The organism is Pseudarthrobacter cremeus (genome assembly GCF_051857465.1).
Classification (GTDB): domain Bacteria; phylum Actinomycetota; class Actinomycetes; order Actinomycetales; family Micrococcaceae; genus Arthrobacter.
Genome location: NZ_JBPZHC010000003.1, coordinates 63475 through 88732 on the forward strand (window position 1 = coordinate 63475; position 25258 = coordinate 88732).

General features: G+C 63.6%; 23 protein-coding genes and 1 pseudogene. 11 read left to right on the top strand and 13 right to left on the bottom strand.

The features are described from left to right. The first annotated feature begins 75 nt into the window (after positions 1–75). Positions 76–882, top strand: a complete 807-nt coding sequence (locus tag ACS5PJ_RS06895; RefSeq protein WP_439434483.1) for an IclR family transcriptional regulator — start codon at positions 76–78, stop codon at positions 880–882. 187 nt (positions 883–1069) lie between these two features. Here ACS5PJ_RS06895 and ACS5PJ_RS06900 read toward each other — a convergent pair whose 3' ends face one another. The 4 genes from ACS5PJ_RS06900 to ACS5PJ_RS06915 form a co-directional block, all read right to left on the bottom strand. Beyond that, complete coding sequence (locus ACS5PJ_RS06900; RefSeq protein ID WP_439434185.1) at positions 1070–2506, bottom strand: MFS transporter; 1437 nt, start codon at positions 2504–2506, stop codon at positions 1070–1072. 909 nt (positions 2507–3415) lie between these two features. Continuing rightward, positions 3416–3643 carry a helix-turn-helix domain-containing protein gene (locus tag ACS5PJ_RS06905; protein ID WP_439434186.1) on the bottom strand — a complete coding sequence of 76 codons (228 nt, stop codon included), beginning with the start codon at positions 3641–3643 and terminating at the stop codon, positions 3416–3418. 58 nt (positions 3644–3701) lie between these two features. Next, entirely contained in the window at positions 3702–6287 is a 2586-nt protein-coding gene (locus tag ACS5PJ_RS06910) for a DEAD/DEAH box helicase (protein WP_439434187.1), read from the bottom strand. Then, positions 6284–7264, bottom strand: coding sequence for a HamA C-terminal domain-containing protein (locus tag ACS5PJ_RS06915; protein WP_439434188.1), 981 nt, complete (start codon positions 7262–7264; stop codon positions 6284–6286). The genes ACS5PJ_RS06910 and ACS5PJ_RS06915 overlap by 4 nt, the downstream gene beginning before the upstream one ends. Positions 7265–7653: 389 nt before the next feature. Between ACS5PJ_RS06915 and ACS5PJ_RS06920 the strand changes: the two genes are divergently transcribed. The 6 genes and pseudogenes from ACS5PJ_RS06920 to ACS5PJ_RS06945 all read left to right on the top strand — a co-directional run bounded on the left by ACS5PJ_RS06920 (position 7654) and on the right by ACS5PJ_RS06945 (position 11357). Beyond that, positions 7654–8001, top strand: a complete 348-nt coding sequence (locus ACS5PJ_RS06920; protein WP_439434189.1) for a GNAT family N-acetyltransferase — start codon at positions 7654–7656, stop codon at positions 7999–8001. A 440-nt stretch (positions 8002–8441) separates the two neighbouring features. Continuing rightward, positions 8442–8570 (top strand): annotated as a pseudogene (locus tag ACS5PJ_RS06925) (recombinase family protein); the annotation flags it as partial. Between the two features lie 207 nt (positions 8571–8777). Then, complete coding sequence (locus tag ACS5PJ_RS06930) at positions 8778–9554, top strand: SDR family oxidoreductase (RefSeq protein ID WP_439434190.1); 777 nt, start codon at positions 8778–8780, stop codon at positions 9552–9554. Then, positions 9555–10613 (top strand): L-idonate 5-dehydrogenase, encoded by a 1059-nt coding sequence (locus tag ACS5PJ_RS06935; protein ID WP_439434191.1) that lies wholly within the window; start codon positions 9555–9557, stop codon positions 10611–10613. It abuts the gene before it with no gap. Positions 10614–10639: 26 nt separating this feature from the next. Further along, entirely contained in the window at positions 10640–10849 is a 210-nt protein-coding gene (locus ACS5PJ_RS06940) for a hypothetical protein (RefSeq protein ID WP_439434192.1), read from the top strand. A gap of 1 nt (position 10850) precedes the next feature. Next, positions 10851–11357, top strand: a complete 507-nt coding sequence (locus ACS5PJ_RS06945) for a hypothetical protein (RefSeq protein WP_439434193.1) — start codon at positions 10851–10853, stop codon at positions 11355–11357. A 47-nt stretch (positions 11358–11404) separates the two neighbouring features. Here ACS5PJ_RS06945 and ACS5PJ_RS06950 read toward each other — a convergent pair whose 3' ends face one another. From ACS5PJ_RS06950 to ACS5PJ_RS06990, 9 genes are all read right to left on the bottom strand, one after another. Beyond that, positions 11405–12013, bottom strand: coding sequence for a TetR/AcrR family transcriptional regulator (locus tag ACS5PJ_RS06950; RefSeq protein ID WP_439434194.1), 609 nt, complete (start codon positions 12011–12013; stop codon positions 11405–11407). 10 nt (positions 12014–12023) lie between these two features. Continuing rightward, complete coding sequence (locus ACS5PJ_RS06955) at positions 12024–12638, bottom strand: TetR/AcrR family transcriptional regulator (protein ID WP_439434195.1); 615 nt, start codon at positions 12636–12638, stop codon at positions 12024–12026. Between the two features lie 5 nt (positions 12639–12643). Continuing rightward, positions 12644–13813, bottom strand: coding sequence for a pyridoxal phosphate-dependent aminotransferase (locus ACS5PJ_RS06960; RefSeq protein ID WP_439434196.1), 1170 nt, complete (start codon positions 13811–13813; stop codon positions 12644–12646). A gap of 78 nt (positions 13814–13891) precedes the next feature. After that, positions 13892–14695 (bottom strand): SDR family oxidoreductase, encoded by an 804-nt coding sequence (locus ACS5PJ_RS06965; protein WP_439434197.1) that lies wholly within the window; start codon positions 14693–14695, stop codon positions 13892–13894. A gap of 127 nt (positions 14696–14822) precedes the next feature. After that, positions 14823–15866, bottom strand: a complete 1044-nt coding sequence (locus tag ACS5PJ_RS06970; protein WP_439434198.1) for a 5-oxoprolinase subunit C family protein — start codon at positions 15864–15866, stop codon at positions 14823–14825. Further along, positions 15850–16650, bottom strand: a complete 801-nt coding sequence (locus tag ACS5PJ_RS06975) for a carboxyltransferase domain-containing protein (RefSeq protein WP_439434199.1) — start codon at positions 16648–16650, stop codon at positions 15850–15852. Before ACS5PJ_RS06975 ends, ACS5PJ_RS06970 begins: the two co-directional genes overlap by 17 nt. A gap of 56 nt (positions 16651–16706) precedes the next feature. Continuing rightward, positions 16707–17513: a LamB/YcsF family protein gene (locus ACS5PJ_RS06980; RefSeq protein ID WP_439434200.1), complete on the bottom strand. Its 807-nt coding sequence runs from the start codon at positions 17511–17513 to the stop codon at positions 16707–16709. A gap of 90 nt (positions 17514–17603) precedes the next feature. Further along, positions 17604–18953, bottom strand: a complete 1350-nt coding sequence (locus ACS5PJ_RS06985; RefSeq protein WP_439434201.1) for an MFS transporter — start codon at positions 18951–18953, stop codon at positions 17604–17606. A gap of 48 nt (positions 18954–19001) precedes the next feature. Next, positions 19002–19634, bottom strand: a complete 633-nt coding sequence (locus ACS5PJ_RS06990; protein WP_439434202.1) for an RraA family protein — start codon at positions 19632–19634, stop codon at positions 19002–19004. 291 nt (positions 19635–19925) lie between these two features. On the opposite strand from ACS5PJ_RS06990, the gene ACS5PJ_RS06995 reads away from it, so the two are divergent. The 4 genes from ACS5PJ_RS06995 to ACS5PJ_RS07010 are packed head-to-tail and all read left to right on the top strand — an operon-like array spanning position 19926 to position 25149. Further along, entirely contained in the window at positions 19926–21506 is a 1581-nt protein-coding gene (locus ACS5PJ_RS06995) for an ABC transporter substrate-binding protein (RefSeq protein WP_439434203.1), read from the top strand. 16 nt (positions 21507–21522) lie between these two features. Next, on the top strand, positions 21523–22572 hold the full coding sequence (locus ACS5PJ_RS07000; protein WP_439434204.1) for an ABC transporter permease: 1050 nt from the start codon (positions 21523–21525) through the stop codon (positions 22570–22572). After that, positions 22565–24331: a dipeptide/oligopeptide/nickel ABC transporter permease/ATP-binding protein gene (locus ACS5PJ_RS07005; RefSeq protein WP_439434205.1), complete on the top strand. Its 1767-nt coding sequence runs from the start codon at positions 22565–22567 to the stop codon at positions 24329–24331. Before ACS5PJ_RS07000 ends, ACS5PJ_RS07005 begins: the two co-directional genes overlap by 8 nt. After that, positions 24328–25149: an ABC transporter ATP-binding protein gene (locus tag ACS5PJ_RS07010; protein WP_439434206.1), complete on the top strand. Its 822-nt coding sequence runs from the start codon at positions 24328–24330 to the stop codon at positions 25147–25149. The genes ACS5PJ_RS07005 and ACS5PJ_RS07010 overlap by 4 nt, the downstream gene beginning before the upstream one ends. Positions 25150–25258 lie beyond the last annotated feature (109 nt).

Here is a 25258-nt window from a genome sequence, read left to right on the forward strand (position 1 = left end):
CAAGATGAGCCGGAAGGTTGGCTGGAACCTCCCTCCGGGCCAGCCCACCCTGCATGGACGACGACACGAGGCATGATGGCCGCACGCAATGACCCGGACATGGGCAAGGACCCGGATGCGCAGGCTGGAGGCGTCCAATCGGTGGACCGCGCCCTTCAGATCCTGGAAATCCTGGCCCGCGAAGGCGACGCCGGCGTCAGTGAAATCGCCGAGGAGATGGGCATACACAAGTCCACTGTGTCCAGGCTGGTGGGATCCTTGGTCGGGCGCGAGCTGGTCCGGCAGAACAGCGAACGTGGAAAGTACCAGCTGGGATTTGGCATCCTGCGCCTGGCATCGTCCATCCCGGGCCGGTTGAGCGTTGTTCGGGAAGCCAGGGAGGTCCTTGAGAGCCTCGCAGCGGCATATAAGGAAACGGTCAACCTCGCCGTGCTGCGATCGAATTTTGCCGTCAACGTGGACCAGGCCATGGGACCCTCCACGCTGGCAACGTATGACTGGGTGGGCAGCCTGACACCACTGCATGCCACGTCCAGTGGAAAAGTGCTCCTCGCGGCCCTGACTGCCGACGAAAGGGACGCCATCTTCAAGACGGTCGGCCTGCCTGCCCGCACGCCACGTACGATCACCAACCGTTCGGAGCTGGAGAAGCAGCTGCTGGAGGTCGCCCGCAAGGGCTATGCCGTAGTTCACGAGGAGTTTGAGATCGGGCTGACGGCCGTTGCGGTACCGATCTACAACCACCTGGGACAGGTCATCGCCGCGGTGAGTATTTCAGGCCCCGCCTTCCGGTTCACGCCGGAAGAGCAGCCCGGGCTTATTGACGGCCTCAAGGATGCCGGCCTGGCCATCAGCACAAAGATGGGTTACAGACGCCGGTAGGCCCCGACCCATCCTGCCACACAACCAAACCAACCGTACCGACGCCCAGGATCCCCTCTGCCTGCCCGGCGAAGCAACGCAGCGTTACGCCGCCGGGCGGCGCCGGGTCACCCGAGCGCCGCCGCGGCAGCATGTTTTCGGAGTTGGCCAGCACCTCCGCCCGATTTTGCACCGTGCAGTGCCGGTGTCAGTGGGAGAAGTTTGCTGAGATTTCGGCGAGGGTGCGCCCCTTCGTCTCAGGCGCAAGCCATTGCGAGAGGAGTGCGCCAAGTAATGCGACGGCGGCGGCTACGACCATGCTCGGGCCCAGGCCGATGTTGCTGATCGCCCATGGCAGGGCGAAGGTGCCGAGTGCGGCTCCGATGCGGCTGAAGGCCGCGGCGAAGCCCATGCCGATGCCGCGCAGGTGACCGGGGAATACCTCGGCCGGATAGACCTGGGTCATCGTGGTGTAGCCGGCATTGAAGAAGGAGAAGGCGAGAAACAGTACGAGCACGAGGATTGCTGGTGCGTTCGTCCAGACTCCGATGATCAGCAGGATGCCTGCGCAGAGCCACTGCCCGGGAACGGTGAGGATTCGGCGGCCGAGCTTGTCAATCAGAAGAACGGTGGTGACAACACCCGCGGCCGCAAGTGCGGATAGGCCGACTCCACCGGTCCAGCCGCCGAAGCCGAATTGGTTGAGCACGTCGTCGGCGAAGGTCGCGATCGCGAAGTACGGAGTGACCGCGCAGAACCAAAAACCTGAGGTGAAGAGGGTGGTGCGCCAGTACTGCCTCGAGAACAGCATTCCGAAGGAGGCGCCCTTGATTCTAGTCCTACTTTGCGCGGCTTCGGCCTCCTGGATCATCCTCAGATCCATCTCTCCGGTGATGCTGTCGTGCATCTGTGGCGATTCGACATATCTGCGTGCGATCGCGAGTGCTTCCTCATGCCGCCCCTTCGTAATGAGCCAGCTCGGCGATTCAGGGAGGCCCACGCGGGCGAGGAACAGGACGAATGCGAGTATCGTGCTCGTGCCTATTACGAGGCGCCATGGGGTGCCGGCGTCGTGCAGGAGCGTGCCGACGATGAACGCCATCATGAAACCGACATACCAGGCGATCAGTGTCAGCCCGAGCAATCGCCCGCGGAGCTTTGGAGGGGAGAACTCTGATAGCAATGGCCCACCGATTGAGTACTCGCCGCCGATCGCGACGCCCATGAGGAACCGGATGGCGGCCAGTTGGAGCACGGCCCCGTCCCCGGAGGTTACGAAGAACTGGGCCCCAGAGGCGACCAGGAACAGGCCCATGTCCACGAGAAACATGGGCTTGCGTCCGAATTTGTCAGTAGCCCAGCCGGCCAGCGGGGAACCGACGAAGATCCCAACCAGCGGGCCAGCAGCGATCATGCCCAGAGATAGTGCGTCGAGCTGGAGCTCTGACCGCATGAGTCCGCTGACGGGGCCGATAATTCCGAGGATGTAACCGTCGAGGAACATCCCACCGATGAAGACAGCGACAAGCCGCACCATGAAGCGGCGTTTGAACTTGGAGCTGGTCTCGTTTGATATGGAGGTGTCGACGGTCTGCTTGGGTCTTTCGCTACGTTTATCAGCGCTGACGTCACGTGTGCTTGTCATGAAAGTGTTCCCTTACCGAGTGTTGCGGATGCCTCAGTTTTTGCCTCCACTGACCGGGCCTGGGCTGGCAGGTTCGATCCGTCGAGACAGGTAGTGCAGTTCCCTGGGAGCGAGGTTCAAAGAGTGGCATTGGTACATAAAGCACTCTTCGAAGGTTCAGGGACTGGTCGCGAAACCGCTGGGGCACCGCATCGAGTTGTTCCGAATGGAGCAATGAGTTTCGCACTAAGCAACAGAGTGAGGCACGTCACGGAGATTGTCAAGGACTCCATCCGCTGCCCGCTCCACCCTTGACTTTCGCGCCTGAACGCGCTTCTGCCTTCCCGGCCTACTACAAGGTTTGAACGGGCTTCTCTCAACGCATGAAGTGCCGGATAGTCTCCAGAGTCCACAATCCATGGCCGTCGCATCCCATAGACGTCGAGGACCCTGAGTCCGAGAACTAGGTGCACCCATGGGATGGCCGGATGGAGTTTGCACTGCAGGAAACTTTAACCAGCTTTGCCCTGACGAGCTGAGGTGCGCATGCGTTCCCTTCATGAGCCACACCACCGGACAGTGTTGGGTTCGGGGAAAAACGGCACGAACATTGATGTCGGAAGCAACAGCCCCTTTTGCGGGCGTTTCCCCGGCAATTACGAGAGCCGATAACGGACGTTATGTAAGGCTGTACTCTGCGTATCTCACCAGATGAATCACGCAGCCGCTCCCCTTGGCCTACACAGGACGGCGAGTTGCGGCGCAGGGAGCCGATACTCCGTCCAGCTTTGCCGCTATTTAGTCGGGGCCTCGCTAATTAGTGGGATACCCGATCCCAATCTTCAGGCCGCGTCCCCCGGACAGGCAGCAGGCAATAGAACGAGCGGGCATTAACCTGTGCGACGGGAATTCCTCCACAGGCATTGCCATCTATTTGCTCAACTCAATTAAATCATTCGGTGAGCAGTCGAATATCGCACAGAGTGCGGCGAGTACCCTGAGGTTAAGCCTTTGAGGCGTTCCGGTGACGAGACGATAGACCTGCTCTTTCGAGAGCTTAATGCCATGTGATGCCAGAAGAGGCACAAGTTCGGTGGTTTGAAACATATTCTTCTCAGCCATCAGCTTGCGCAGGTTCCAATTAATGGATACCTCCATCTTGAGTCCTTTCCTTCTTCTCTCGCGGCAGGCAGGTGACATAACGCGGAGACTACGTCTAGCCGGCCTTGCTTCCGAGTGATGTTGCCGCTTCACCTTGCAGTCGCTCGATCAATGCTCGGATCTCCTTCCGCACAAAGGCGGGAAGACTCTCGCTCTCAAAGTCGTAGGTCAAGAGCAAGTCGTGGACAGCGGATTCATTCAAATCTGGTTCGGTAAATAGTTGCCCGATCTGGACCGCCGACGCCCGCGATAACCCGTTGGCAATCAACGACATGTCCGTACGGCGGGTGACACCGAGTTCAAGCATTAGCCTGATATCCTCCATCAGATCTGGTACCTCTGCCCCGCGTCGAATTGCTTCGGATTTCAGAACGTCGGTGTAGCAGGACAAGAACTTCGGAGCTTCGAACCGAGCTACCCTTTCAACTTGGCCGAGGACTTCCCGGATCAACGACGGATAGTCCACTTCTTGTTTACGGTCGCGACGATATTTGGCTTTGTTTTCAATGATCATCCTCAGAGGTCGCCCTGTCATCCAGTTGATCAACAAGTTCGCAATCATGAGCCTGTACTGGCCACTGCCGAAGGGCCCACCAAGATGCTCGTCGATGACTGCCAAGGCATCTTTGAAGGAGTCAAAGGCGTCAACGGCGCGGGGATCGACAAGCTGGATACTGTTGAGATCGACCTCAGCGATGGCTGATCTTAAGCGCTCCATTGAGAGCGGACTTACACCAAAGTGACGCGCCACAACCTCATGATCGACGGCGATGCTTTCTAGCATCGACGCAACCTTCGCATCGAGCTCTTGGGCGGCGCTTGAAGTGGTGGCAAGCCCTGGGATGGTTCCGACTGTTCGTCCGCGGATGGATTCCGCCGCAATAAAGCTCAGGGCTGACTCGGTCTCAGGAGAGTGCTTTGTTGTTTTACCGGTCTTTGGGGCGCCGTCTTCGATGTAATCAAGGAGAGCGCCTGGAGAATCCAGTGCGGATTTGGCAGAAATTGTGATCGGCATGCGTACACGATCAGTGGGGATGTTCTTCCAAGCGTTCACTCTGTCTGTGTCGATACAGAAGATGTTGCCTTCGAACTCTGTGCCCCAACGGCCCGCGCGGCCGGCGAGGTTCCAGAAGTCGGAGATAGTCATGTCATTCGTATTTCCCTTTTTTGGATTGCGAATGAAAATATTCCGACATGGCAGATTTACACCTTCGAGTAAAGTAGAAGTACACGCCAAATACTTGATATTACCCCTCTTGAATTCAGCCTCAATGCGAAGTTTAAGGCTCAGTGGGATATCACCGTAATGGAACGCAACCCCTCTAAGTACATACGAAGCCAACAAGTACTTTTCGTGGACAGTCTCGCGTATGAACTCACTGAGGTCAGCGAGTTCGGTCGACCCATTCTCAACTTGAGATCCGAGAAGATTGTAGATCTCTCGAGCGTACGATTCAGCGTCCGCTGCCCCGTTTGCATAGATTAGGTTACCGCCTTCACCTCCGAGGGCGTGCGCGAGACGTGGCAGTCGTTTTCCCGTCGACGGAACATCGCCCAGCTCCACTACTCCAATGGCCTGCTCCTCGCCTCTGTATCGATTGCGCAAGCTGTACTGACGAGGTTTTCTGGGGACCTGGTTCACATAGATCAGGTTCTGACTGACGGTTACGGACTCACCAACGATGTGACGACCAGGCGCACCGCCGGTCGCAGACTGGACCAAAATCTCCGGATTATCCGAAAGTGGGCTTGCAAAAATGATCTGGGCTGAGGAATTCCTACTTGCACACTCGGAGATCACTTGAGACATCAGAATTCCGCGCGAACTACTTCCGATATTTTGTGCTTCGTCAACAAAAATAAAGTCTGGAATGAACGCAGGATTGCTCGTCAGATGGATATGCAGTCGCTCCTGTGTAAAAACATAGACAGAAGAGGACGGTGCGTTCTCTTGCTTGAGACTCCACGGAAGGGTTTGGATGAGAATGTCAGACTCTAACTCTGCACGCAGACCGGCGCTGACTTCTTCAATTAGTGCGCGAGTGGGAGCAAGATATATTATCTTGGTTTCCGGAATCTGGGCTAGACGCTCTTTAATCCATGCTCGAACAATGAAGGACTTGCCCGCCGATGTCGGTGCCGAGATACTTAGCCACCCAAGGTTCTGTGCTGCATCCCAAAAATCTTTCTGGAATGTGTTCAAGACGAAGGACGCCCCGGCTGAGTTTATTGTCAACTCGGATACTCTGGTCCTCGCGTCCAGTCGTAACTCAGCGGGTGCTTTCTGAAGAGCGGTCAGACTTATGATGCCTTTGTCGCTTGCCAGGCTGGTAGCTCTGACATTCCCTTCACGTTGAAGAAGAAGCAATGCGGCAGCCTTTTGCTCGCTGGTGGTTACATGCCCTGCTAGGAGGCATGATTGAGCTATACGCAGGACCGCCTCGTTGGCCGCCTCCTTATCGTAGGCTGTGAGTGCACTGGCGCACATCAGGGCAAAGTTCCAGTTCACAGCCGGTACTTCCGGTCCTGCAGCGACCATTCCAAGTTCCCGCCGAAGGGTTATTACGGTCGCGCTGGATAGAGACTTCTTGAAGCCAGGAAGAGCTAGAACCTCATCAACGAAATCAATCTTGGTAGTCATGCCTTCTTAGCTTTCTTGGGGGGAATCTCAGGGATGGGAATATCTAGGATCGCCATAACCGCATTTCTGAAATCCTGAGCAGATGGAACCGGCACCAGAAAGATCTCAATTTCTATCTCGTGAAGGTTCCTTGACTTCAAGCGTCTATTCACCTTCTTGATCCAGCCGTCGAGACTGGCTTCGATCTCCTCCTGCACCTTGTGGAGGTCGTGCGGAAGTTTGGGATAGTTCTTGAGGTCGAACCCAATCACGCAAGCCCCTCTAGCCTCGACGTTCACTGAATCCTTGCTGTCTTGGTCGAAGAATCGGAGCAATCGGAGTTTTACCTCTTCGTCTGCGGTGTCAAGGTAGTGCATCACAAGCCACTGGTCTCTCCGGATTACGTCCCAGTCCATTCTGAGGAAGGGTTCCAAGCTCTTAAAGCAGGCGCTTAGGGCATCTCCAACGTCCTCGTACATCTTTGCTTCGCCCCAGTAGAGGGCAAGGTTGCCGGTGTCCTCGTCGAGTACGGCATGTACGGCATCCGCCCCGTGGACGTGAACATTTTCGGAGGTTTTCAGTGACATCTTCGTCATGAGCTGGGGAACTTCGAGGACATTCTCAAGGAGAGCGAAGAGAAGGAGTTCCGAACCTTCGCCGGTCATGGGTTGGGCTTCGGCGAAGGTATCCTTAGCGCGACGATACAGTCTGTTGTTGGCTGTCACCCGCTGGTGTTCCGGAAGGGCAAGGAGCGCCTTGATGTCGGAACGTGGAATGCAAAAGAAGACGATTTGATCGGCAAGGACCTCAGCCAGCTGCGCCAGCCGGACGTTTCCAGTTGCGTCACTGAGGATGTAGTGCGTTCGCACCGTTGTCTTTGTTCCTGAAAGTAAAGTGGGCGCTCCATGGTGCAGGGTTGATTCGAATAGCCCTGGATTGTTGCGTGCCATGTTCTTAAGCGCGCGCGCGAGGTCGTCGTCGGAGAGTGAAGCGACCATCAGAATCTGTTCATGAATGTAGTCATGCGCGCGGTGTAGGTTTCCGCGCTCGCTCCGTGGGCTGAAACTAGCATTCTCAAAGTCCCCTCGATTTCCCGTGAAGGCGATAGATCACCCCATCGGATTCCTCTAACGAATGATACTTGCATCAGATGCCACCGACAAATTGCCGCTTGAATGGATTCGCGCCCTGTCGTGACGCTTAGCTCGGCGGAGGCGTTCGTCCAAACCCCCACAACGGCCAGTCGCACCAAGGCTCCGTTATTCGGACGGTAGCCCTACGGCGTGGCGAGCACACCTGCAAGGCCAGCTCTACCGACCGCCGCTGTGCTGGCGCGTCCAGGCCACCTCGCCCACGGTGGCCCGGCCTTGTGAATAGGATCAGTGCCGTGAAGATCCGCATCGCTACCCACCATGACGCACCCCAACTCGCAGAACTGCTCAAGCACTGGGATAGGCACGAGTTCGAATTCCAGCGCTATGTCAACCGCCGGGGACCGAACGGCCAAGGCACCCACGTTGCCGAGCGCGACGGCAGCATCGTTGGGTGGATCACCGGCAGCCACGCCAACGAAAACGCGAACGAGATGGGGGATTACGCGAATCGGCCAAAATGGAGGTGCTCCGTGCTGCTCGCGATGTACGTCGACGTCGCCCACCAGGACGACGGTATTGGTACGGACCTCGTGGAAGCCTTCCTCAAGGAGAGCGGGGAGCACGGCAACAACATGACCTAGGTCCACCCTGATGCCAACGCGAACCTCGAACGGCTGTGGCGCTTCTACGAGCGATTAGGCTTCACGTTGCGGCGGCCGGCTTACCCACGTATCAGCATGGAGCACTGGCCCATGGCCAGGGACAGTGCGGGCTGACGATACGATCACGGCATGGAGATCGCACCACCACCGCCTCCGACGTTGCCCAGTTCACGAATCTCCTTCAGACGTGGAGCGGAGCCCGGAGTATGCCCGAGGTTACCGGTAGGACGGGCCCCAAGCGGGCCGGACGACGTCACGTCGCGCACGAGAATGGATCCGTCATCGGGGAGAAATGAAAGCCAATGCGAACCGACCGGGTTGCGGTACACCCAAAGCTGACGGATGGGGCCCGTATGTCTTGACTTTCTTCTGGAAGGGGCCTAGAACTCAACCTGACATGATCAGGGTTGGAGGCACCAGTGACTGGACAGCGAATCGGGTACGTGCGCGTGAGCACGCTGGACCAGAACGAGAAACGCCAGCTCGAAGGCCAGGTCCTGGACCGGGTCTTCACAGACAAGGCCTCGGGCAGGGACACGGCCAGGCCACTGCATGTTCCCGCCGATGGGGGAGCAGCATCAGAATGAGGGGGCCAGTCATCGGCGATCAGAATCGTTAAAACCCATCTCGGCAAAACAATAATGATCTCGCAAATGAGAAATAGTTCTTGACTCTGCCGGAGCGCGGCCGTAGGCTCGAAGTGTGCCCTGAAGCACGCCAAGATCCCGCAGTGAACGTCGAGAAGAGGCACTTCCATGGACCATCCGTCACCCTTTGATCTGACCGGGCGGACAGCCCTGATCACAGGATCAAGCCGGGGCATCGGGAAGGCCTTGGCCGGCGGCCTGGCCCGCGCCGGAGCGGCCGTGGTGATCCACGGTTTGGACCCGGCCCGGCTGGAGGCGACCAGGAAGGAACTGGCCGCCACGTTCGGGGAAGACACGGTGGGCGCGGTCTCGTTCGACATCACCGATGAGGAAGCTGTGGCCGCGGGCATGGCCGAGGCCGAGGCCACCTACGGTCCGCTGGACATTCTTGTGAACAATGCCGGCATCCAGCACCGCGTGCCGCTGCTGGAGCTGGACGTCGCAGATTGGAACAGGGTGCTTGCCACCGACCTCACCAGTGCGTTCCTGGTGGGCCGTGAAGCTGCCCGGCGGATGCTGGAGCGCAAGCGGGGCAAGATCATCAACATCGGTTCCGTCCAGTCGGACCTTGCCCGCCCCACCATCGGCGCGTACACCGCAGCGAAGGGTGGACTGCGCAACCTCACCCGGGCCATGACCGCGGAATGGGCCGGCCAGGGCCTGCAGATCAACGGAATCGCCCCCGGCTACATCCACACCGAAATGACCCAGGCCCTCGTGGACGATGACGCCTTCAACTCGTGGATTCTCGGCAGGACCCCGGCGGGACGCTGGGGAACCGTGGATGACCTGTCCGGGCCGGTCACCTGGCTCGCCTCGGATGCGTCCAATTACGTAAACGGGCAAACAATCTTCATCGACGGCGGAATGACAGTGGTGGTCTGAATGGCAACAACAACAGCGAACTCGATAGCAGGCACAGCCGTGGTGGTTCACGGGGTAGGTGACCTCCGCATCGAAAGCGTAGAACACGGGGCACCCGAACCGCACGAAGCCGTGGTGGATATCGCCTACGGCGGGATCTGCGGCTCAGACCTGCACTATTGGCTTCACGGCGCCGCTGGCGAATCCATTCTGCGGGCGCCGCTGGTGCTTGGGCACGAAGTGGTGGGCACGGTGGTCCAGGCGGCTGCTGACGGTTCCGGCCCCGCCGTCGGCACGGACGTTGCCGTCCACCCCGCAACCCCCGGCGGAGACGGCGTCCGCTACCCCGCCGACAGGCCCAACCTCTCACCCGGCTGCACCTACCTGGGCAGCGCCGCCCGCATCCCGCACACCCAAGGGGCCTTCAGCCGGTATTCCGTGCTGCCCGCCCGGATGCTCCGGCCGCTCCCCGCAGGGCTCAGCCTCCGGGCGGCCGCCCTCGCCGAACCCGCCAGCGTCGCCTGGCACGCCGTCGCCCAGGCCGGTGACCTTCGGGGCAAGCGCGTCCTGGTCATCGGCAGCGGCCCGATCGGCAGCCTCATCGTGGCGGTGGCAAAGCGGGCAGGCGCCGCGGAAATCATCGCCGTGGACATGCACGAAGCGCCTCTCAAAATTGCCCGGGCGGTGGGCGCCACCGGCACCATCCTCGCCACCGACGCCGGCTCCATCGAGGCCGTCCAGGCCGACGTCGTGCTGGAATCCTCCGGCAACCACCGCGGCCTTGCCTCCGCCCTCCGCGGCGCCATGCGCGGCGGCAAAGTGGTCATGGTGGGGCTCCTCCCCAGCGGCGACCAACCCGTCCCGATTTCCTTGGCCATTACCCGTGAGCTTCAACTCAGCGGCTCGTTCCGCTTCAACGACGAGATCGACGACGTCCTGGCCGCCCTCGCTGACGGGTCGCTCTACGTGGATCCCATAGTGACCCACGAATTCCCCTCCACCCAGGCTCTCGAGGCCTTCGACCTCGCCAAAGACCCCACCCGGTCCGGCAAGGTGCTCATCTCTTTCCGCAACGACTGACGCCCACCCGCTACCAGGAGCACTCCATGATCCAGACCCTCAAGTCGCCCGTTCCGCTCTGCCGTTCATCCCGCACCATGACCGCGGGAACCGGCACACACTGCCCGGCCAGCGGCCCGTGGAGCCCGGACGGAAACCTGCGGCACAGCCAGGTGTTCTTCGAAGGCAGCGTCATGCCCACCTTCGACGGCGCCCCCGTTGAGTGGGTGCTGGGGCCGGTCCCGGACAGGCACTAAGGTGGCCGCCCAGCCGCTGCAAGCGGGCCGGCGCCGGCGCTTTGAGCCGATTGATCATGACACACTGCGCCGGGAACTCTCACTGAACCGCCAGCACATGGCCCATGCGGACAGCACCATCCGCAGTGCCCTGCGGCTACGGAACGACAGTGTCGCCCGGGCCATGGCGGACGGGGTCCCGGTCGCGGCAATCGCGGAAGCAGCAGGGGTCAAAAAGCTGGAGATCCGACGGCGGATAGCAGCCGGCTACACGGAACTTCAACCGGCAGGGTGGCCGGCTCAGGCTCACCTGCGTGCGGTCCGCGGCCATGCGCAGGACCTCGCCGCCGCTGTCGGGCAGAAGACCGGGCTGGAAGCCCGGCGCCGGTCCCTGACGGTCATGGCCCTCAAAACCGGGCAGCTGGACCTCTTTGAAGTCGCATCCCTGGCCGCGGTTCCGCCCGAGAGGATCCGTAAGGAGATGCGCGGGATCACACTGCGGAGCGTACTGGTGGAAGAACGTGCCTGAGCCCCGGCGCCCGGCGGACGCAGTTCGGGCACGATCGGGACGGGCGCTTACTTCCCCGTGGCAGCCTTGTTTTCGTCCCAGCCAACAAGGGCTCCGCGGAGCGCTGAAACGAGCCTCTCGCTTGCCTGCTGCTTGGTCAGGCCCACGGTGTTGATGAGGTCCAGGATTTCGCGGGGATCAAAAAGGATGTTCCAGAGAAACAGTGCCTCGTCCCCCAACGGGCTCAAACCGAGCTCCGCGCAGGCTTCCTCCAGCGGGCGCTGGAGGGCCTCTGCCTGGACGGTGAGGTAGAAGGCGCCGGTCCTCAGCCGGGCGAGGTAGCCCTCACCGGAACGTGTGTACAGCATGGCCCCGCCGTGCTTAACCACCAGGTCAACCCACTTGCGGCTGACGGCTTCAAGCAGCTCCAGGCCGCCGGTGGTCTGCTTCAGGCTGTAGTCCCTCAGCTTCTGGCCCACATTGAAGCGGTACTCGGCCAGGACGTCCTCAACGGAGGCGAAGTGCCGGTAGGCCGTCGCCGTGGAAATCTCGGCATGCCTGGCGATGTCGGTCATGTTGATGGGTCCACGCCGGGCGGCAAACAGGGCACCGGCAGCGTTGACCAGTTCCCTGCGGTTACGTTGCGTGTCGCTTCGCATGCTCGTGCCCTTTTCCATGCCTTCCAGCTTATGGCCTGGGCCTGCCGATCGGGCCGCACCAGCCCCTCAGGGCCCCTACCAGCGTGGCTACGAGCCGTTGGGCGGCCTCGTCGGGAGCCAGCCCGAGTGACTCAATCAGGTCAAAGATTTCGCGCGGGTCGAACAGGATGTTCCACAGGAACATGGCTTCATCACCGGGATCCTCCACGCCGAGTTCCAGGCAGGTCTGCCTGAGGGCATCCTGCAGCGCGTCGGCCTGGACGGTCAGGTGCGTGGTGCCCGTGCGCAGCCGGGCAAGGTAGCCTTCGCCGGATCTGGTGTGGACCATCGCCCGGCCGTGCGCCACCACCAGGGCGACCCACTTGGTGCTGACCAGGCGCAGCAGCTCCAGTCCGGTGGCCTGTTGGTCCTTGCTGAACTCCAGGAGTTCGCTGCCCACGTCGAACCGGAACCGGGCCAGGACCTCGTCCACGGAGGCGAAATGGCGGTACGCGGTGGCCGTGGAGACCTCGGCGGCCCGCGCGATATCGGCCATGGTGGCCTGCCGGCCCTCTGCGAAGAGCCTGCCGGCGGAGCGGATGATGTGCTTCCGGTTGCGCAGCGTATCGCTGCGCAACCCGGGAGCTGCGCTGGTGCTTGCCATCGGCGCTACCTCAACGCCGCGAGGCCGGCTGCCAGCCGTTGGACGCCGGCGGTGATGGACGCGGCACTTGCAGCGTAGGAGAGCCGCAGATGGAACTCGCCGTTGCGGCCGAACTCGCTGCCGGGACGCACTGCCACACCGTGGCTGCGCAAATGCGCCACCATCCCGGCGGCCGGCAGGTCGGCGTCATACTTCGGGAAAAGGTAGAACGCGCCCTCCGGCGAGCTGACCGTCAGGCCCGGGACGTCCTTCAGGCCGTTGTACATCAGCTCCCGGCGGAGCTGGTAGGAGGCATGCATCCGCTCGATGTCCGGCCCGCAGGTCTGCAGCGCGGTGAGGGCTGCAAGCTGCACGGCAGTGTTCATGGAGCCGTTGAAGGTGTTATGCACCCTCGCCGCGGCGGCGATGACGTCGGCGGGGCCCCAGAGGTAGCCCACCCGCCAGCCGGTCATGGCGTAGCTTTTGGAGAAGGTCTGGCAGTAGATGGTCCGGCCGGCCAGACCCGGGATCTCCAGTGCGGAGGTGAACGGCTCCGGGGTGTAGACGAGGTCGCTGTACGCCTCATCGGAGAGCACCAGGATGTTGGTTCCGGCCACGAGGTCCGCCAGGGCTTCGAGCTCGGCGCGGGAGTGCACGATGCCGGTGGGGTTGGACGGGTTGCAGAAGACGAACATCTTCGCGCCCACGAGCGCGCCCGCCAGCGCCTCCAGGTCCCAGTGCAGGTCCTCGGCGAGCGGTACCGGGACGATCGTGCCGCCGGCCATGCTGACCAGGTCCGCGTACAGGGAGTAGGTGGGATCCGGGATGACCACCTTGTCCCCGGGGTTGACCGTGCCGAGGATCGCGGCGGCCAGGCCGGCCGTGCCGCCCTGGGTGATCAGCACATCATTCGTGCTGACGGACGAGCCCAGCAGGGCGCCGATCTTCCCGGCCAGCGCGTCCCGCAGGACGGGCTCGCCGAGCAACGGTGAGTAGTGGGTGTGGCCGTCCTGCAGCGCCTTGGCCGCGGCGTCGCGGACCTGCTGCGGAGTGTCAAAGTCGGGTTCGCCCATGGCCAGGGACACCAGGTCGCCGCTGGACTGCGGCTGCTGGACGCGCAGGGAGGTCTCGAGCACGCGCTGGACCGCGTCGGAAGGACGGAAGCTGAGGATGCTGGGTGCTGCAGGAGTGGTCACAACGGTGTCCTTTCAGACGGGAAGGCAGAGGGTAGTCGGGGCGGTGGGAGGATCCGGCCGCCGTGGTGCAGGGCTGGGTTACTTCTGGTTCTGCGGAAGGTCGGAGTCGGGGGCGCCGGCCCAGCGGCTGATCTCGATGTCCCCGGAGGTGTCCCGCTGCACGGTGGGGGCGATGACCAGCTCCTGGACCACCGTCCGCTGGGGCAGTGTCACCACCAGGTGGATGGCGCGGGCCACGTCCTCCGGCTGGACCATGGCGTCCCGCTCCTCCTGGTGCGGCGGGCGGGCCCGGTTATCCAGGATGGGCGTGGCCGTCTCCCCCGGCAGGATGGTCACGGCACGGAGCCCCTCGTTGCGGAACGTGGTGTGAAGGTACGTCATAAAGTTCCGGACCGCGGCCTTTGCTGCACCGTACGCGGCACCGCCGAGCAGGTTAGGGGTGACTGCTGCGAGGGAAGAGACAGTGATGATGGAGCCGGTGTTGCGGCTGAGCATGTCCGGCAGCACGGCCTGGGTCAGCAGGAAGACGGCGTTGAGGTTCACGTCCAGGACCTGGTTCCATTCCTCTTCGGCGATCCAGCGCACGTTCAGGACCTTGCTGGCGCTGCCGGCGTTGTTGATCAGGATGTCCACCAGGCCCACATTCTCGTGGATCCAGCCCACCAGCTGGTCCACTTCGGCTTTGCTGGCGATATCGGCCGTGCGGACGTGGGACTTGCCGCCCGCGGCAGCGATCTCGGCGGACAACTCATCCAGGACGTCCTGCCGGCGGCCCACGAGCACCAGGGCCGCACCTTCGGCCGCGAGCAGCCTGGCCGTTTCGCGGCCCATGCCGGTGCCGGCGCCGGTGATGATGGCAACCTTGCCATTCAGAAGCTCCATAGTTCGTCTCTTTCGTCCGGCACGCTGCGGGAGGCTGCGCGGCAATGATGACCGGGGATCCGGCTAAAACAAGAACCAAATTAGATTTGAGAATAGTTTCTCATTTGAAGCTGATGCCGTCAACCGTTCAGGCTGCGCGTGTGCCGGGCGGCGTCACGGGGTCCGCCTCGTGGGCGAGGGGGAGTCCGACGGCGGCGAAGAGGTTGTGCACGCGGTCCTCCAGTTGGCCGAGCAGCCGCTGCTGTTCGCGCAAATGCTCGACGGCGGCCGCGTGGCTGATCCAGCGGAAGGTCATCTTCCGGCCCGGGCTGGCCTGGCCCAGCAGCGGCAGTGATGCCTTCGTGGCCACCGCCACGATGGGGTAGCCGGCCGTCAGGGTGCGGGAGCGGCCCAGGATGATCAGTTCGTCGCCGTGCGGAATCTCGAAGGCTCCGATGGGGACGCCGTGCGAGACGATCTCGCCGAGGCCCGTCGGGTGGATGACGGGGCCGTCCAGGCGGAGGCCCACGTGGTTGGACTTGCCGCCCACGGTGTAGATGCTGCTGCTCAGGAGCTCGCGGATCCCGGGGGTCCGCTCCGTTTCCGGGCCCTCCACCACGTCAATGGTCCAGACCTCGGGGCTGAGGTCCGGTACGGGAACCGGCAGCCGGAAAAGTGGCTGGCCCAGGTAGGGCTGGCTGAAGCCCCGGTAGCGGCTGGCGAGGCCCACCTGCTGGCCCGTGGTCAGCTGCTGGGGGAACCCCATCCGGGATTCCGGCGCCGCGCTGCCCATGAAACGTGGTGTGTCGAGCTCGCCGCTGAACGCCAGGTAGTTGCGCATGCCCTGGGTGGCCTTGGAAATGACCACCCGGGTCCGCGCCGGCACACAGACCGGCTGCCACAACGGCACCGGGATCCCCCCGACCGTCACCTCGGCAGGGGTGCCGGTGACCGCGATGAAGATCTCCTGCGAGGGCGTGAAGGCGAACCGGCCGCCCATGATTTCCAGCAGGGCCGCGCCGCGGCTGTTGCCCACCAGGATGTTGGCGACCGCGGCCGAATGCTGGTCCGCTGCCCCGCCGCAGGGGACGCCCATATGCTCGGAGTCCTCGCGGCCCAGGTCCTGGAAGGTGGACAGCCAGCCGGCCTCGCTGATGGCGAGGGTGACCGCCTGGTCAGGCTTCGCTGCCATGGGTGCCGCCTTCGGGGTGTCGTGCCTGCTGGCGGCCTGCGGGCCGGAGGAACCGGCCCGCCAGCTCCGCCCACTTGCTGTCGGGGATGACGGTGAACCGGACCCGGTCGCCGGGCCGGTAGGAGGTGGCGGGGTCCTCGCGGATGTCGCAGATGGTCAGCGGGGTGCGGCCGATGACCTTCCAGCCGCTGGGTCCGGGGAACGGCTGGATGATGGCGCTTGTTCCGGCCACCATTATTGAGCCCGGTGCAACGTCCGTCCGGGGCTCGGCGCACCGGCTCACCTGCCCGGGGAACTGCACCCCGGCCATCATGGGCGCCATCGCCGCCGCCAGCAGGTTGATGCTCAGCACCGAGGAGGTGAACGCCTCGAGCGTGGCTTCGGTGCTGAGCCCCAGCTCTTCGGCGACGGCGGGCAGGTCCGGGGAGAACCCGTCACTGACCACCATCGGGATCACGAAGTCCTTGGCGCCCGGAACCGGCCCGGTGTCCTGCAGCCCGAGGCCCGCCACGGCCAGGTTGACCGTCTGGGCGAGCTGGCCGTGGCTGACGGCCAGGCAGTCGAACTCCACCAGCAGGGATTCCGCCCCCGCCACGAGGTTCAGCACCCCGTAGGGGCGGACTTCAAGCAGTACATCGCGCAGCCTTCTGGCGCCCGCGCGCCTGGCCTCGGCGTCGGCGTCGGCGTCGGCGATGCTCAGCATCAGGGCGGAATCCCCGAAGGGCACTGCCTGGACGCCTGGCGGCCGGCGGAGGGTCGCAGCTGGCGGTGGTTGCGTGGTCATGTCTCCTGCTCGGTGGTGCGGGCGGCGGTGCGGACGGGGACTGTGGCGGAAGTGGCTCAGGCCGCGGCCGCCGCCTTGGCTTTCTCGGCAAGGACTTCCTGCAGCCCGGTTGCTTTGATGCCGGCCTTCTCCAAAGCCGCGCGGAGGGCGGTGCCGTTCTCGAGGACCTGCGGGTGGTCCCCGTGGAGGAGGACAACGTCGGCGTCGTGGCCCAGGGGTACCACCTTGCCGGTGACGGCGCGGACCGTTCCCTCGGTCACCACCTGGACAACGCGGCGGCCGATCTCTTCCGGATCGTGGAGCAGCGCGCCTTCGGTGTTGCGGGAGACGGGCATGCCGTCCTCGCCGTAGCCGCGGTCCGCCAGGAAGACGTAGCCCACTTCGAGGCCGCGTTTGCGGGATTCGTCGGCCAGCAGGCCGTTCTGGCAGATGACGATGTAGGACGGGTCGTAGGCCTTGATGGCGTCCGTGATGGCCCGGGCATGCTTGGCGTCGGTCTGGGCGATGCTGCCCATCCGGCCGTGCGGGGCCACGTGGCTGATCTTGCCGCCGTGGATGCGGGCAAAAGCGTCCAGGGCGCCGATCTGGTACAGGACGTCGGTGCGGATTTCCTCTTCGCTGGCCTCGATCAGGCGGCGGCCGAAGCCCACCAGGTCGGGGTAGCCGGGGTGGGCGCCCAGTTCGATGCCGCGCTCCACGCAGGACTTCACGGTGGCGTCCATGACGCGCGGGTCCCCGGCGTGGAAGCCGCAGGCGATGTTGGAGGCAGTAACCAGGCCCAGGAGGGCCTCGTCGTCGCCGATGCTGTAATTTCCGTAGCTCTCGCCGAGGTCTGCAACGACAGCGACTGAATTGATGCCCAAAGTGACTCCCAATGGTTTTTGTTTGTTGTGCCGATGGTCCGACGCCGGCGGCCTGCCCGTCATGGCGGCAGGCCGCCGTCGTCCGTGTATTTAGTGGGTCTGGAGCGGTTGGCCCTTGGTTTCCTTCAGGAAGTAGACCGATGTCAGCGTGATGATGGCGGTGCCGATCGCGGCGTAGGCAGGGACCATGCTGTTGCCCGTGGCCTTGATGATTTCGGTCATCACCAGCGGGGCGCTGCCGCCGAAGATGATGGTGCTGATGCTGAAGCCGATGCTGTAGGCGCTGTAGCGGACCGTGGTGGGGAACATTTCGGTCAGCACGGTGTGCACGACGGCGGCGTGGCCGGAGAAGGAGAGGGCCATCACCACGGTGGCGATGCAGGCCAGCAGCATGTTGCCCGTGGTGATCATCGCGAACATCGGGTAGGACACCAGGGCCATCAGGACGGCGGAGCCGGCGAGGACCGGCTTGCGGCCGATCCGGTCGGAGAGCCGGGCCATCAGCGGGATGCTGATGATGATGGCCACCAGGCTGAAGGCGGTAACGGTCAGGGCCTGGACCATGGTGAAGTTGTTGCCGGTGCCCAGCTGGGTCTTCAGGTAGGTGGGCATGTAGGCGAACAGCAGGTAGTAGCCGGGGCCGTTCAGGGCCGGCAGGAAGATGGTCAGGGCGATGGCCTTCAGGTGGCGCTTGGAGGTGAAGGCAGTCTTCAGCGGGTTGCGTTCGACTTCGTTGCGGTCGCGCAGGGCGGCGAAGTGCGGGGTGTCCTCCATCTTGGAGCGGATGTAGTAGCCCACGTAGCCCAGCGGAAGGGCGAACAGGAACGGGATACGCCAGGCCCAGGATTCCATGGTGGCATCGCCCAGGGTGGTGATGAGGGTGGCGGAGAGTGCGCTGCCGAACAGGAGGGCGCAGAAGGAACCCACGGCGATGAAGCTCATGGAGAAGTTGCGGTGCTTGTTGTGGGCGTACTCGCCCACGAATGCCATGGCGCCGGCCACTTCGCCGCCGGCGGAGAAGCCCTGCAGGATGCGGAACAGGATGAGCAGGGCCGGGGCCACCCAGCCGATCACCGAGGAGGAGGGGATCAGGCCGATGCACGCCGTGGCACCGGAGATCAGGAGCAGCAGGACGGCCAGGAGGTTCTTGCGGCCCAGCTTATCGCCAAGGAAGCCGCAGATCACGCTGCCGAACGGCCGGGCGAGGAAGCTGACCAGGAAGCCGACGTTGGTCAGCAGCAGGGATCCGAGGTCCTTGGATCCCATGATGTTGATGGCCAGGTAGGTGGTCAGCAGGCCGTAAATGCCGTAGTCATACCACTCCACGAAGGAGCCCATGGTCCCGGCAACGGTGGCTTTGCGCACCATCTTGCCGTCGGCGGTGACAACCTTGATTTGTGCGGTGTTCAGTTCCACTGAGTCCGTCGATGCAGTAGTCATTGGGTCTCTCTTAGTCTAGGGCTGGGCCGAGTCGCCGGATAGCGGACGTCAGCTGTATTCGCGGGTGATTTCGGCCGTCATTTCGGCCTCGTGGGCGGCGACGGCGATGACGCGTTCCAGGATTTCGGCCGCGCGGGCCTGCGGGATGATCACGACGCCGTCATCATCTGCGGCGACGATGTCACCGGCGGCGCACACAATGCCGCCGATGGCCACCGGCTCGCCGATGACGCCGGGGCCGTTCTTGAACGGACCGGCGGGGGTGACGCCCCGGGCGAAGACGGGGAACCTGATCTCGCTGATCGTGTGCCGGTCGCGGATGTAGCCGTCAATGACGGCGCCGGTGGCTCCGGCGGCCTCGAAACGCTGCGAGAGCTGCTCGCCGACCAGGGCCCGGTGTTCGTGGCCGAAGCCGTTGATGACCACCACGTCCCCGGGCTGGATGTAGTTCAGGGCCTCGATCACTGCCGCGTTGTCGCCGGCGGCGCCGAGGACCGGAAGGGCCGAACCCACGCAGTGCGCGCCCGACCAGATGGCGCTGATGCCGCCATCGACAATGCCGAGGCGCTCCATCGCGTCGCCGATGTTGGCTACCGGGAAAGCCTCGAAGGCCTTCACCAGCTCCCGGGGCGGACGCGTCCAGGAAGCCTTGCGGACTGTGAGCTCAAGAGTTGTTGCCATGGGTTGTCACCTTTGTTGGTTCAGCGGACGACGCCGGCCCCCGACCTTGAGTCAATTGAGGCGGCAATCACATATGAGAAAAGTTTCGCGTTTCAAATCCAATCCGTCAAGGGGTAGCCGGTGGATTGGCGGAAATAAGTCGGGCGGTTGTTGCGAGTGTGTAAATTCCCGGCCGCCAAAGTAACGGCTGTGCGTCAGCTCACAAATTTCCGTTGACTTGATCGGTTCAATAAGAGAAACTCTTCTCATTCGCGAACTTTCTCGCAGATCCCGTTGTATCGAGGAGACACCATGCACGGACGAATCACTTCCCTGGCCGCGGCCGCAGCAGCGGCAGCGTTGCTGCTGACCGGCTGCACCACGGGCACCGCAGGCAGCACCGGCGGAGGCGGCGGCAGCGCCGGTCCCTCCACGGACACCATCCGGACCGCTCTCAACGCGGACCCCACAACTTTCAATGCGGCCAAGGCGAACGCCAAGGACGACTACGAAGTGGCCCGCTTCCTGTTCGACACCGTGGTGCGCCGCGATGCCGACGGCAAGTTCATCGGCGGCCTCGCCACCGAGTGGACCTCGACGGCGACCGACGCGAAGCTGACCATCCGCAAGGACGCCGCCTGCGCCGACGGTACTGCCATCACACCCACCATCGTGGCCAAGTCCCTCACCTACTTCGCGGATCCGGCCACCAAGAACAACTTCGCCAAGCTCGTCTTCGGCCCGGGCCAGCCCACCATCGCCGCCGACGACGCCGCAGGCACTGTATCGATCAAGCTGGCGCAGCCCTGGTCCGAACTCGTGGGCGGCCTGACCCTGGCCCAGACCGGCATCATCTGCCCCGCCGGACTCGCCGACCTCGACGGCCTCGCGAAGGGCTCGGTGCAGGGTGCATTCTCAGGCCCCTACACCCTGACCAAGGCCAGCCACGGCGTCAGCTACGACATGACCCTGCGCGAGGACTACAAGGCCTGGCCCAAGTGGTCCAAGGAACCTGAGGGTACCCCGGCCAAGACGGTGCGGTTCTTCCCCGGCGTGAACAAGACCACGGTGGCCAACCAGCTCCTGACCGGTGAGATGGACATCTCCGACATCGCACCCGCGGACACTGCCCGCTTCGAGGGCAACAAAGACTACGCGGTGACCACCGTTCCCTTCGCCGGCATCTTCCTGCTCTTCAACCAGCGCGAAGGCAGCCCCTTCACCGATCCGGCCCTGCGCAAGGCAGTGGCCCAGCTGATGAACCAGCAGGCCTTCAACGCCGCCGCCTACGCCAACAAGGGCATCCCCTACACCTCCATCGTGGCTCCCACCGTGGCCTGCGCCCTCAAGGACAACTCGCACTTCACCAAGGAAGACGCGGAGGCCGCAAAGGCAGTCCTGGCCGGCAAAACCTTCAAGATGGTCGGCACCACCAGCATCGGGCCCAACGGCGCGGGCAGCACCTACGTCCAGGAGGCACTGCGTGCCGCCGGGGCCACCGTCAACCTGAACCTTGTGGACAACGGAACCTGGGCAACCATGACCCAGACCAAACCGGAAACCTGGGACCTCACCATCCAGGGCGACGCGAACTTTGTGGGCACCGTGGCAGCGTCCCTGACCCGTATCGCCGGTGTTCCGACCGAGAAGGGCGGCCGCAACATCGGCGGCGGTGAAAACGCGGACATCCTCGCCGACATCGCGAAGGCCCAGCAGGCGACCGACCAGACCGAGCGCTGCGCAGCCTACGAACACGCCCAGATCAGCATCCTCGAAGACAACGACATTGTCCCGTTCGTGGGTGAACCCCAGATCGTTGCCCAGCGGGCAGGATTCTCCATCCAGGCGCCGTCGGGCATCGTCGACTACGCCACCATGCGCATCACCAAATAAGAAAAGGTTCCTCGCGATGACCGAACCCACGATGCTCTCCAAGGAAGCAGTCATCCTTCAGGAGAGCCACACCCCGGGGGCAGCCCGCCCCCGGGGCGCCCCCCGGGGGCTCTCCCCCTGGGGCAGCTATGCCCTTCGCCGCGCCGGCGGTGTGCTGCTCTCCGTGGCGCTTCTCGTCGTCGTGACCTTCTTCATGGTGCCGCTGATCCCCGGCGACCCGGCCGTGGCCGTGGCGGGCGCCGACGCCACCACCGAGCAGATCGAGGCCATCAGGGAAAGCCTCGGCCTGAACCAGCCGCTGCACCTGCAGTTCCTCCAGTACGTGGGGCACCTTTTCGCCGGCAACCTCGGGGAATCCTTCGCCTACAGCACCTCGGTGTCCTCGATCATCGCCACCAAGCTGCCCTTCACCGCGGAACTCGCCCTCCTGGGCATCCTGGTGACCCTGCTGGTCTCCATCCCCGCAGGAATGGTCGTGGGGATCCTCACCCGCGGCGGACGCCGGAAGTGGCTCGATGTGTCCTTCGGGATGCTGACAGGGTTCTTCCAGGCCGTGCCGCAGTACGTCATCGCCACCATGCTGGTGGTGGTCTTCGCGATCATCCTCAAAGTCCTCCCGGCCGCCGGCGCGGCCACCCTCAGTTCCCTCATCCTTCCGGTGGCGGGCCTCTCGGTTGCCCCCATCTGCTCCATCGCCCGCGTGGTGCGGCGGGAAACCTCAACAGTCCTGGAACAGGACTACCTGCGGACGGCCCGGGGCTGGCGCCTGCCTGCCCTGCGGCTGTACGCCCGCCACGCCCTGCCCAACCTGATGACCACCACCCTCACCCTCGCCGGCCTCATCCTGGCCGGCATGCTCGGCGGCGCGATCATCATCGAAAACGTCTTCAACTGGCCCGGACTGGGCAAGGAAATCGTCACGGCCATCATCAACAAGGACTACCCGGTGATCCAGGGCATCATCCTGGTCCTGGGCTTCCTCGCCATCATCCTCAACCTGCTCGTGGACGTCATCCTCGGCATCATCGATCCGCGCACCCTCGGAGGAGGAAAATCCCATGGCTGAAAAGCGCCGCACCAAAGGCCGTTTCCGGTGGACCACCGGCCTCATCCTGGGTATCGCCCTGATGAACGTCATGGTGCTGACCGGCATCCTGGCGCCGCTGTTCCTCTCCGATGCCGCCGAAAAGCTTACCGCCAACGCATCCCAGGGGCCCGGCCCCGCCCACTGGCTCGGAACGGACGACTTCGGCCGTGACGTCCTCGCCCGCTCGCTCGTGGCCACCCGGCTCACGCTGGTGATGACCGCGGCCACCACGGTGATCTCCGTCATCGGCGGTGTCCTGATCGGTACGTTCATCTGGCTGGCCCCACCAAAGATCCGCAATGCCGTCCTCCGGGTCATCGATGCCGCCGTCGCCTATCCCAGCCTCATCTTCGCGCTGCTCATCGCCGCGATCCTGGGACAGGGAGCCTGGTCCGCCGTGCTGGCCATCGCCATCGCCAGCATCCCGGCGTTCGCCCGGCTCACGGCCAACATGGCCGCCTCGATCTCGCAGCGGAACTATGTGTCCACTGCCCGGCTCCTGGGCGTCCCCGGACCGCGGATCATCACCCGGCACCTGCTCCCGAACATGGCAGAGCCGCTGCTGGTGCTGACCGCCACGGTCTTCGCCACCACGCTCATCGAGCTGTCCAGCCTTTCCTTCATCGGACTCGGTGTCCAGAACCCGGAGTACGACTTCGGGCGGCTGCTCAACGAGGCCCTCGTCAACATCTACTCCCAGCCGCTGCAGGCCGTCATGCCCTCGATCATGATCACCGTGGCCGGACTCAGCGCCATGCTGATAGGCGACGGGTTGGCCGCCGCCACCGACCCCCGCGGCGGCCGGAAGTTCGGCAGCGTCAAGAAGGCCTCCGAGGTTCCGGCTTCGCTCCGGGCCGACCAGGAGGCGCTGGTGGAGGTCGATAACCTCACCGTCCTCACCCCCAACGGCGTGCCCCTGGTCAAGGGCGTGTCCCTGAGCATCCACGCCGGCGAGGTAGTGGGGCTTGTCGGTGAATCCGGCTCCGGAAAGTCCCTGACCGCCATGTCCATCGCCGGGCTGCTGCCCGAGGAACTGACCGTCACGGCGCACTCCATGCGCCTTGGCGAGCTGGACCTGCTCAAGAAGAACGATCCACGCACCATGGCCACCTCCATCGGGCTCGTCTACCAGGACCCCGGCACCAGCTTCAACCCGGCCCTGCGCATCGGCGCGCAGCTCACCGAAGTAAGCACCGTGCACCTGAAACAATCCAAAAAGACCGCCTACAACAGGATGGTCAAGGCACTGGCAGACATCCGGATCACGCAGCCGGAGACCCGGATGAAGCAGCACCCGCACGAACTCTCCGGCGGCATGCTCCAGCGCGCCATGATCGCCTCCACCCTGGTCACGGACCCGCGGCTGATCATCGCCGACGAACCCACCACGGCGCTGGATGTCACCGTCCAGGCCGATGTACTGCGGCAGTTCCGCACCATCAACCGCGAAATGGGCACGGCGATGCTGTTCATCTCCCACGACATCGGAGTGGTGCAGGCTCTGTGCGACAAAGTCATCGTGATGAACGGCGGAAAGATCCTGGAGCGGCTCACCGGTGCCCAACTGGCCGCCGGCGACGTCAAGCACCCCTACACAAAAGCACTGCTCGCCGCGACGCCCAGCATCGCAGAGCGCAAGGCCGAACTCGTCTCCGTCCGTGCCGAGGACTTCACCTATGACGAGGTTCCCGAAGACATTCCCGGCCACGTACCGACGCAAGGAAAGAAGCAGCCATGACAACCACACCAACCTCCGCTGTTCCGGTGCTGGAAGTACGCGACCTCGAGGTCACCTTCGGCTCCGGACACTCCGCCGCCAAGGTCCTCAAGGGTGTTTCGACGGCCATCCAGCGGGGCAAGACCCTGGGCATCGTGGGCGAATCCGGGTCCGGCAAATCCACGCTGGCCAAAGCCATCGTGGGCCTGAACCCGGCCAGCGCAGGCAGCATCCTGATCAACGGCCAGGACGTGGCCGGAATGACCGGGGCGCAGCGCCGGGCCATGCGCCGGGAAGTCCAGATGATCCCGCAGGACCCCTACTCGTCGCTGAACCCGCGCCGCACCATCGGGCAGACGCTGGCCGAGGCGATCGATCCGGTGAAGTCCAATCCGCGTGCCCACCGGGAGAAGATTTCGTACTGGCTTTCCACCATCCGCCTGGATGCCGACGTTGCCGGGCGGTACCCGCACGAGTTCTCCGGCGGCCAGCGGCAGCGCATCGCCATTGCACGGGCGCTGGCCGTAGGGCCGAAGCTGATCATCGCCGATGAAATCACCTCGGCCCTGGACTTGTCCGTCCAGGCCGAAATCCTGAACCTCATCAGCCGCCTGCGGACCGAACTGGACCTGACCATGGCCTTCATTTCCCACGACCTGGACGTGGTGCACCACGTCAGCGACGAGATCATGGTTCTATTCCACGGGGAGGTGGTGGAGCGCGGCGACGTGGACAGCGTCTACGGCAACCCCAAGCACCCCTACACGCGCAAGCTGATCGACTCCGTGCCGGGCGGCCCGGGCTTCGACATCGGCGAACGCCGGGCAGCCGTCGCCTGACGAACAAACTACGTGCCACACAGGAAAGCCGGCCGGGCATGTGCCCGGCCGGCTTTCATATGCTTTGATGTGCGGCGCTGAACGGAGCCCGCCCCGCCTACCCCACGGC

Coding starts and splice junctions, on each gene's coding strand:
- ACS5PJ_RS06970 (WP_439434198.1), bottom strand. CDS start 15,866: ATGGCAGCGAAGCCTGACCAGGCGGTCACCCTCGCCATCAGCGAGGCC.
- ACS5PJ_RS06950 (WP_439434194.1), bottom strand. CDS start 12,013: ATGGAAAAGGGCACGAGCATGCGAAGCGACACGCAACGTAACCGCAGG.
- ACS5PJ_RS06895 (WP_439434483.1), top strand. CDS start 76: ATGGCCGCACGCAATGACCCGGACATGGGCAAGGACCCGGATGCGCAG.
- ACS5PJ_RS07010 (WP_439434206.1), top strand. CDS start 24,328: ATGACAACCACACCAACCTCCGCTGTTCCGGTGCTGGAAGTACGCGAC.
- ACS5PJ_RS06940 (WP_439434192.1), top strand. CDS start 10,640: ATGATCCAGACCCTCAAGTCGCCCGTTCCGCTCTGCCGTTCATCCCGC.
- ACS5PJ_RS06995 (WP_439434203.1), top strand. CDS start 19,926: ATGCACGGACGAATCACTTCCCTGGCCGCGGCCGCAGCAGCGGCAGCG.
- ACS5PJ_RS07005 (WP_439434205.1), top strand. CDS start 22,565: ATGGCTGAAAAGCGCCGCACCAAAGGCCGTTTCCGGTGGACCACCGGC.
- ACS5PJ_RS06990 (WP_439434202.1), bottom strand. CDS start 19,634: ATGGCAACAACTCTTGAGCTCACAGTCCGCAAGGCTTCCTGGACGCGT.
- ACS5PJ_RS06985 (WP_439434201.1), bottom strand. CDS start 18,953: ATGACTACTGCATCGACGGACTCAGTGGAACTGAACACCGCACAAATC.
- ACS5PJ_RS06905 (WP_439434186.1), bottom strand. CDS start 3,643: ATGGAGGTATCCATTAATTGGAACCTGCGCAAGCTGATGGCTGAGAAG.
- ACS5PJ_RS06930 (WP_439434190.1), top strand. CDS start 8,778: ATGGACCATCCGTCACCCTTTGATCTGACCGGGCGGACAGCCCTGATC.
- ACS5PJ_RS06975 (WP_439434199.1), bottom strand. CDS start 16,650: ATGACCACGCAACCACCGCCAGCTGCGACCCTCCGCCGGCCGCCAGGC.
- ACS5PJ_RS06900 (WP_439434185.1), bottom strand. CDS start 2,506: ATGACAAGCACACGTGACGTCAGCGCTGATAAACGTAGCGAAAGACCC.
- ACS5PJ_RS06915 (WP_439434188.1), bottom strand. CDS start 7,264: ATGGTCGCTTCACTCTCCGACGACGACCTCGCGCGCGCGCTTAAGAAC.
- ACS5PJ_RS07000 (WP_439434204.1), top strand. CDS start 21,523: ATGACCGAACCCACGATGCTCTCCAAGGAAGCAGTCATCCTTCAGGAG.
- ACS5PJ_RS06910 (WP_439434187.1), bottom strand. CDS start 6,287: ATGACTACCAAGATTGATTTCGTTGATGAGGTTCTAGCTCTTCCTGGC.
- ACS5PJ_RS06955 (WP_439434195.1), bottom strand. CDS start 12,638: ATGGCAAGCACCAGCGCAGCTCCCGGGTTGCGCAGCGATACGCTGCGC.
- ACS5PJ_RS06935 (WP_439434191.1), top strand. CDS start 9,555: ATGGCAACAACAACAGCGAACTCGATAGCAGGCACAGCCGTGGTGGTT.
- ACS5PJ_RS06965 (WP_439434197.1), bottom strand. CDS start 14,695: ATGGAGCTTCTGAATGGCAAGGTTGCCATCATCACCGGCGCCGGCACC.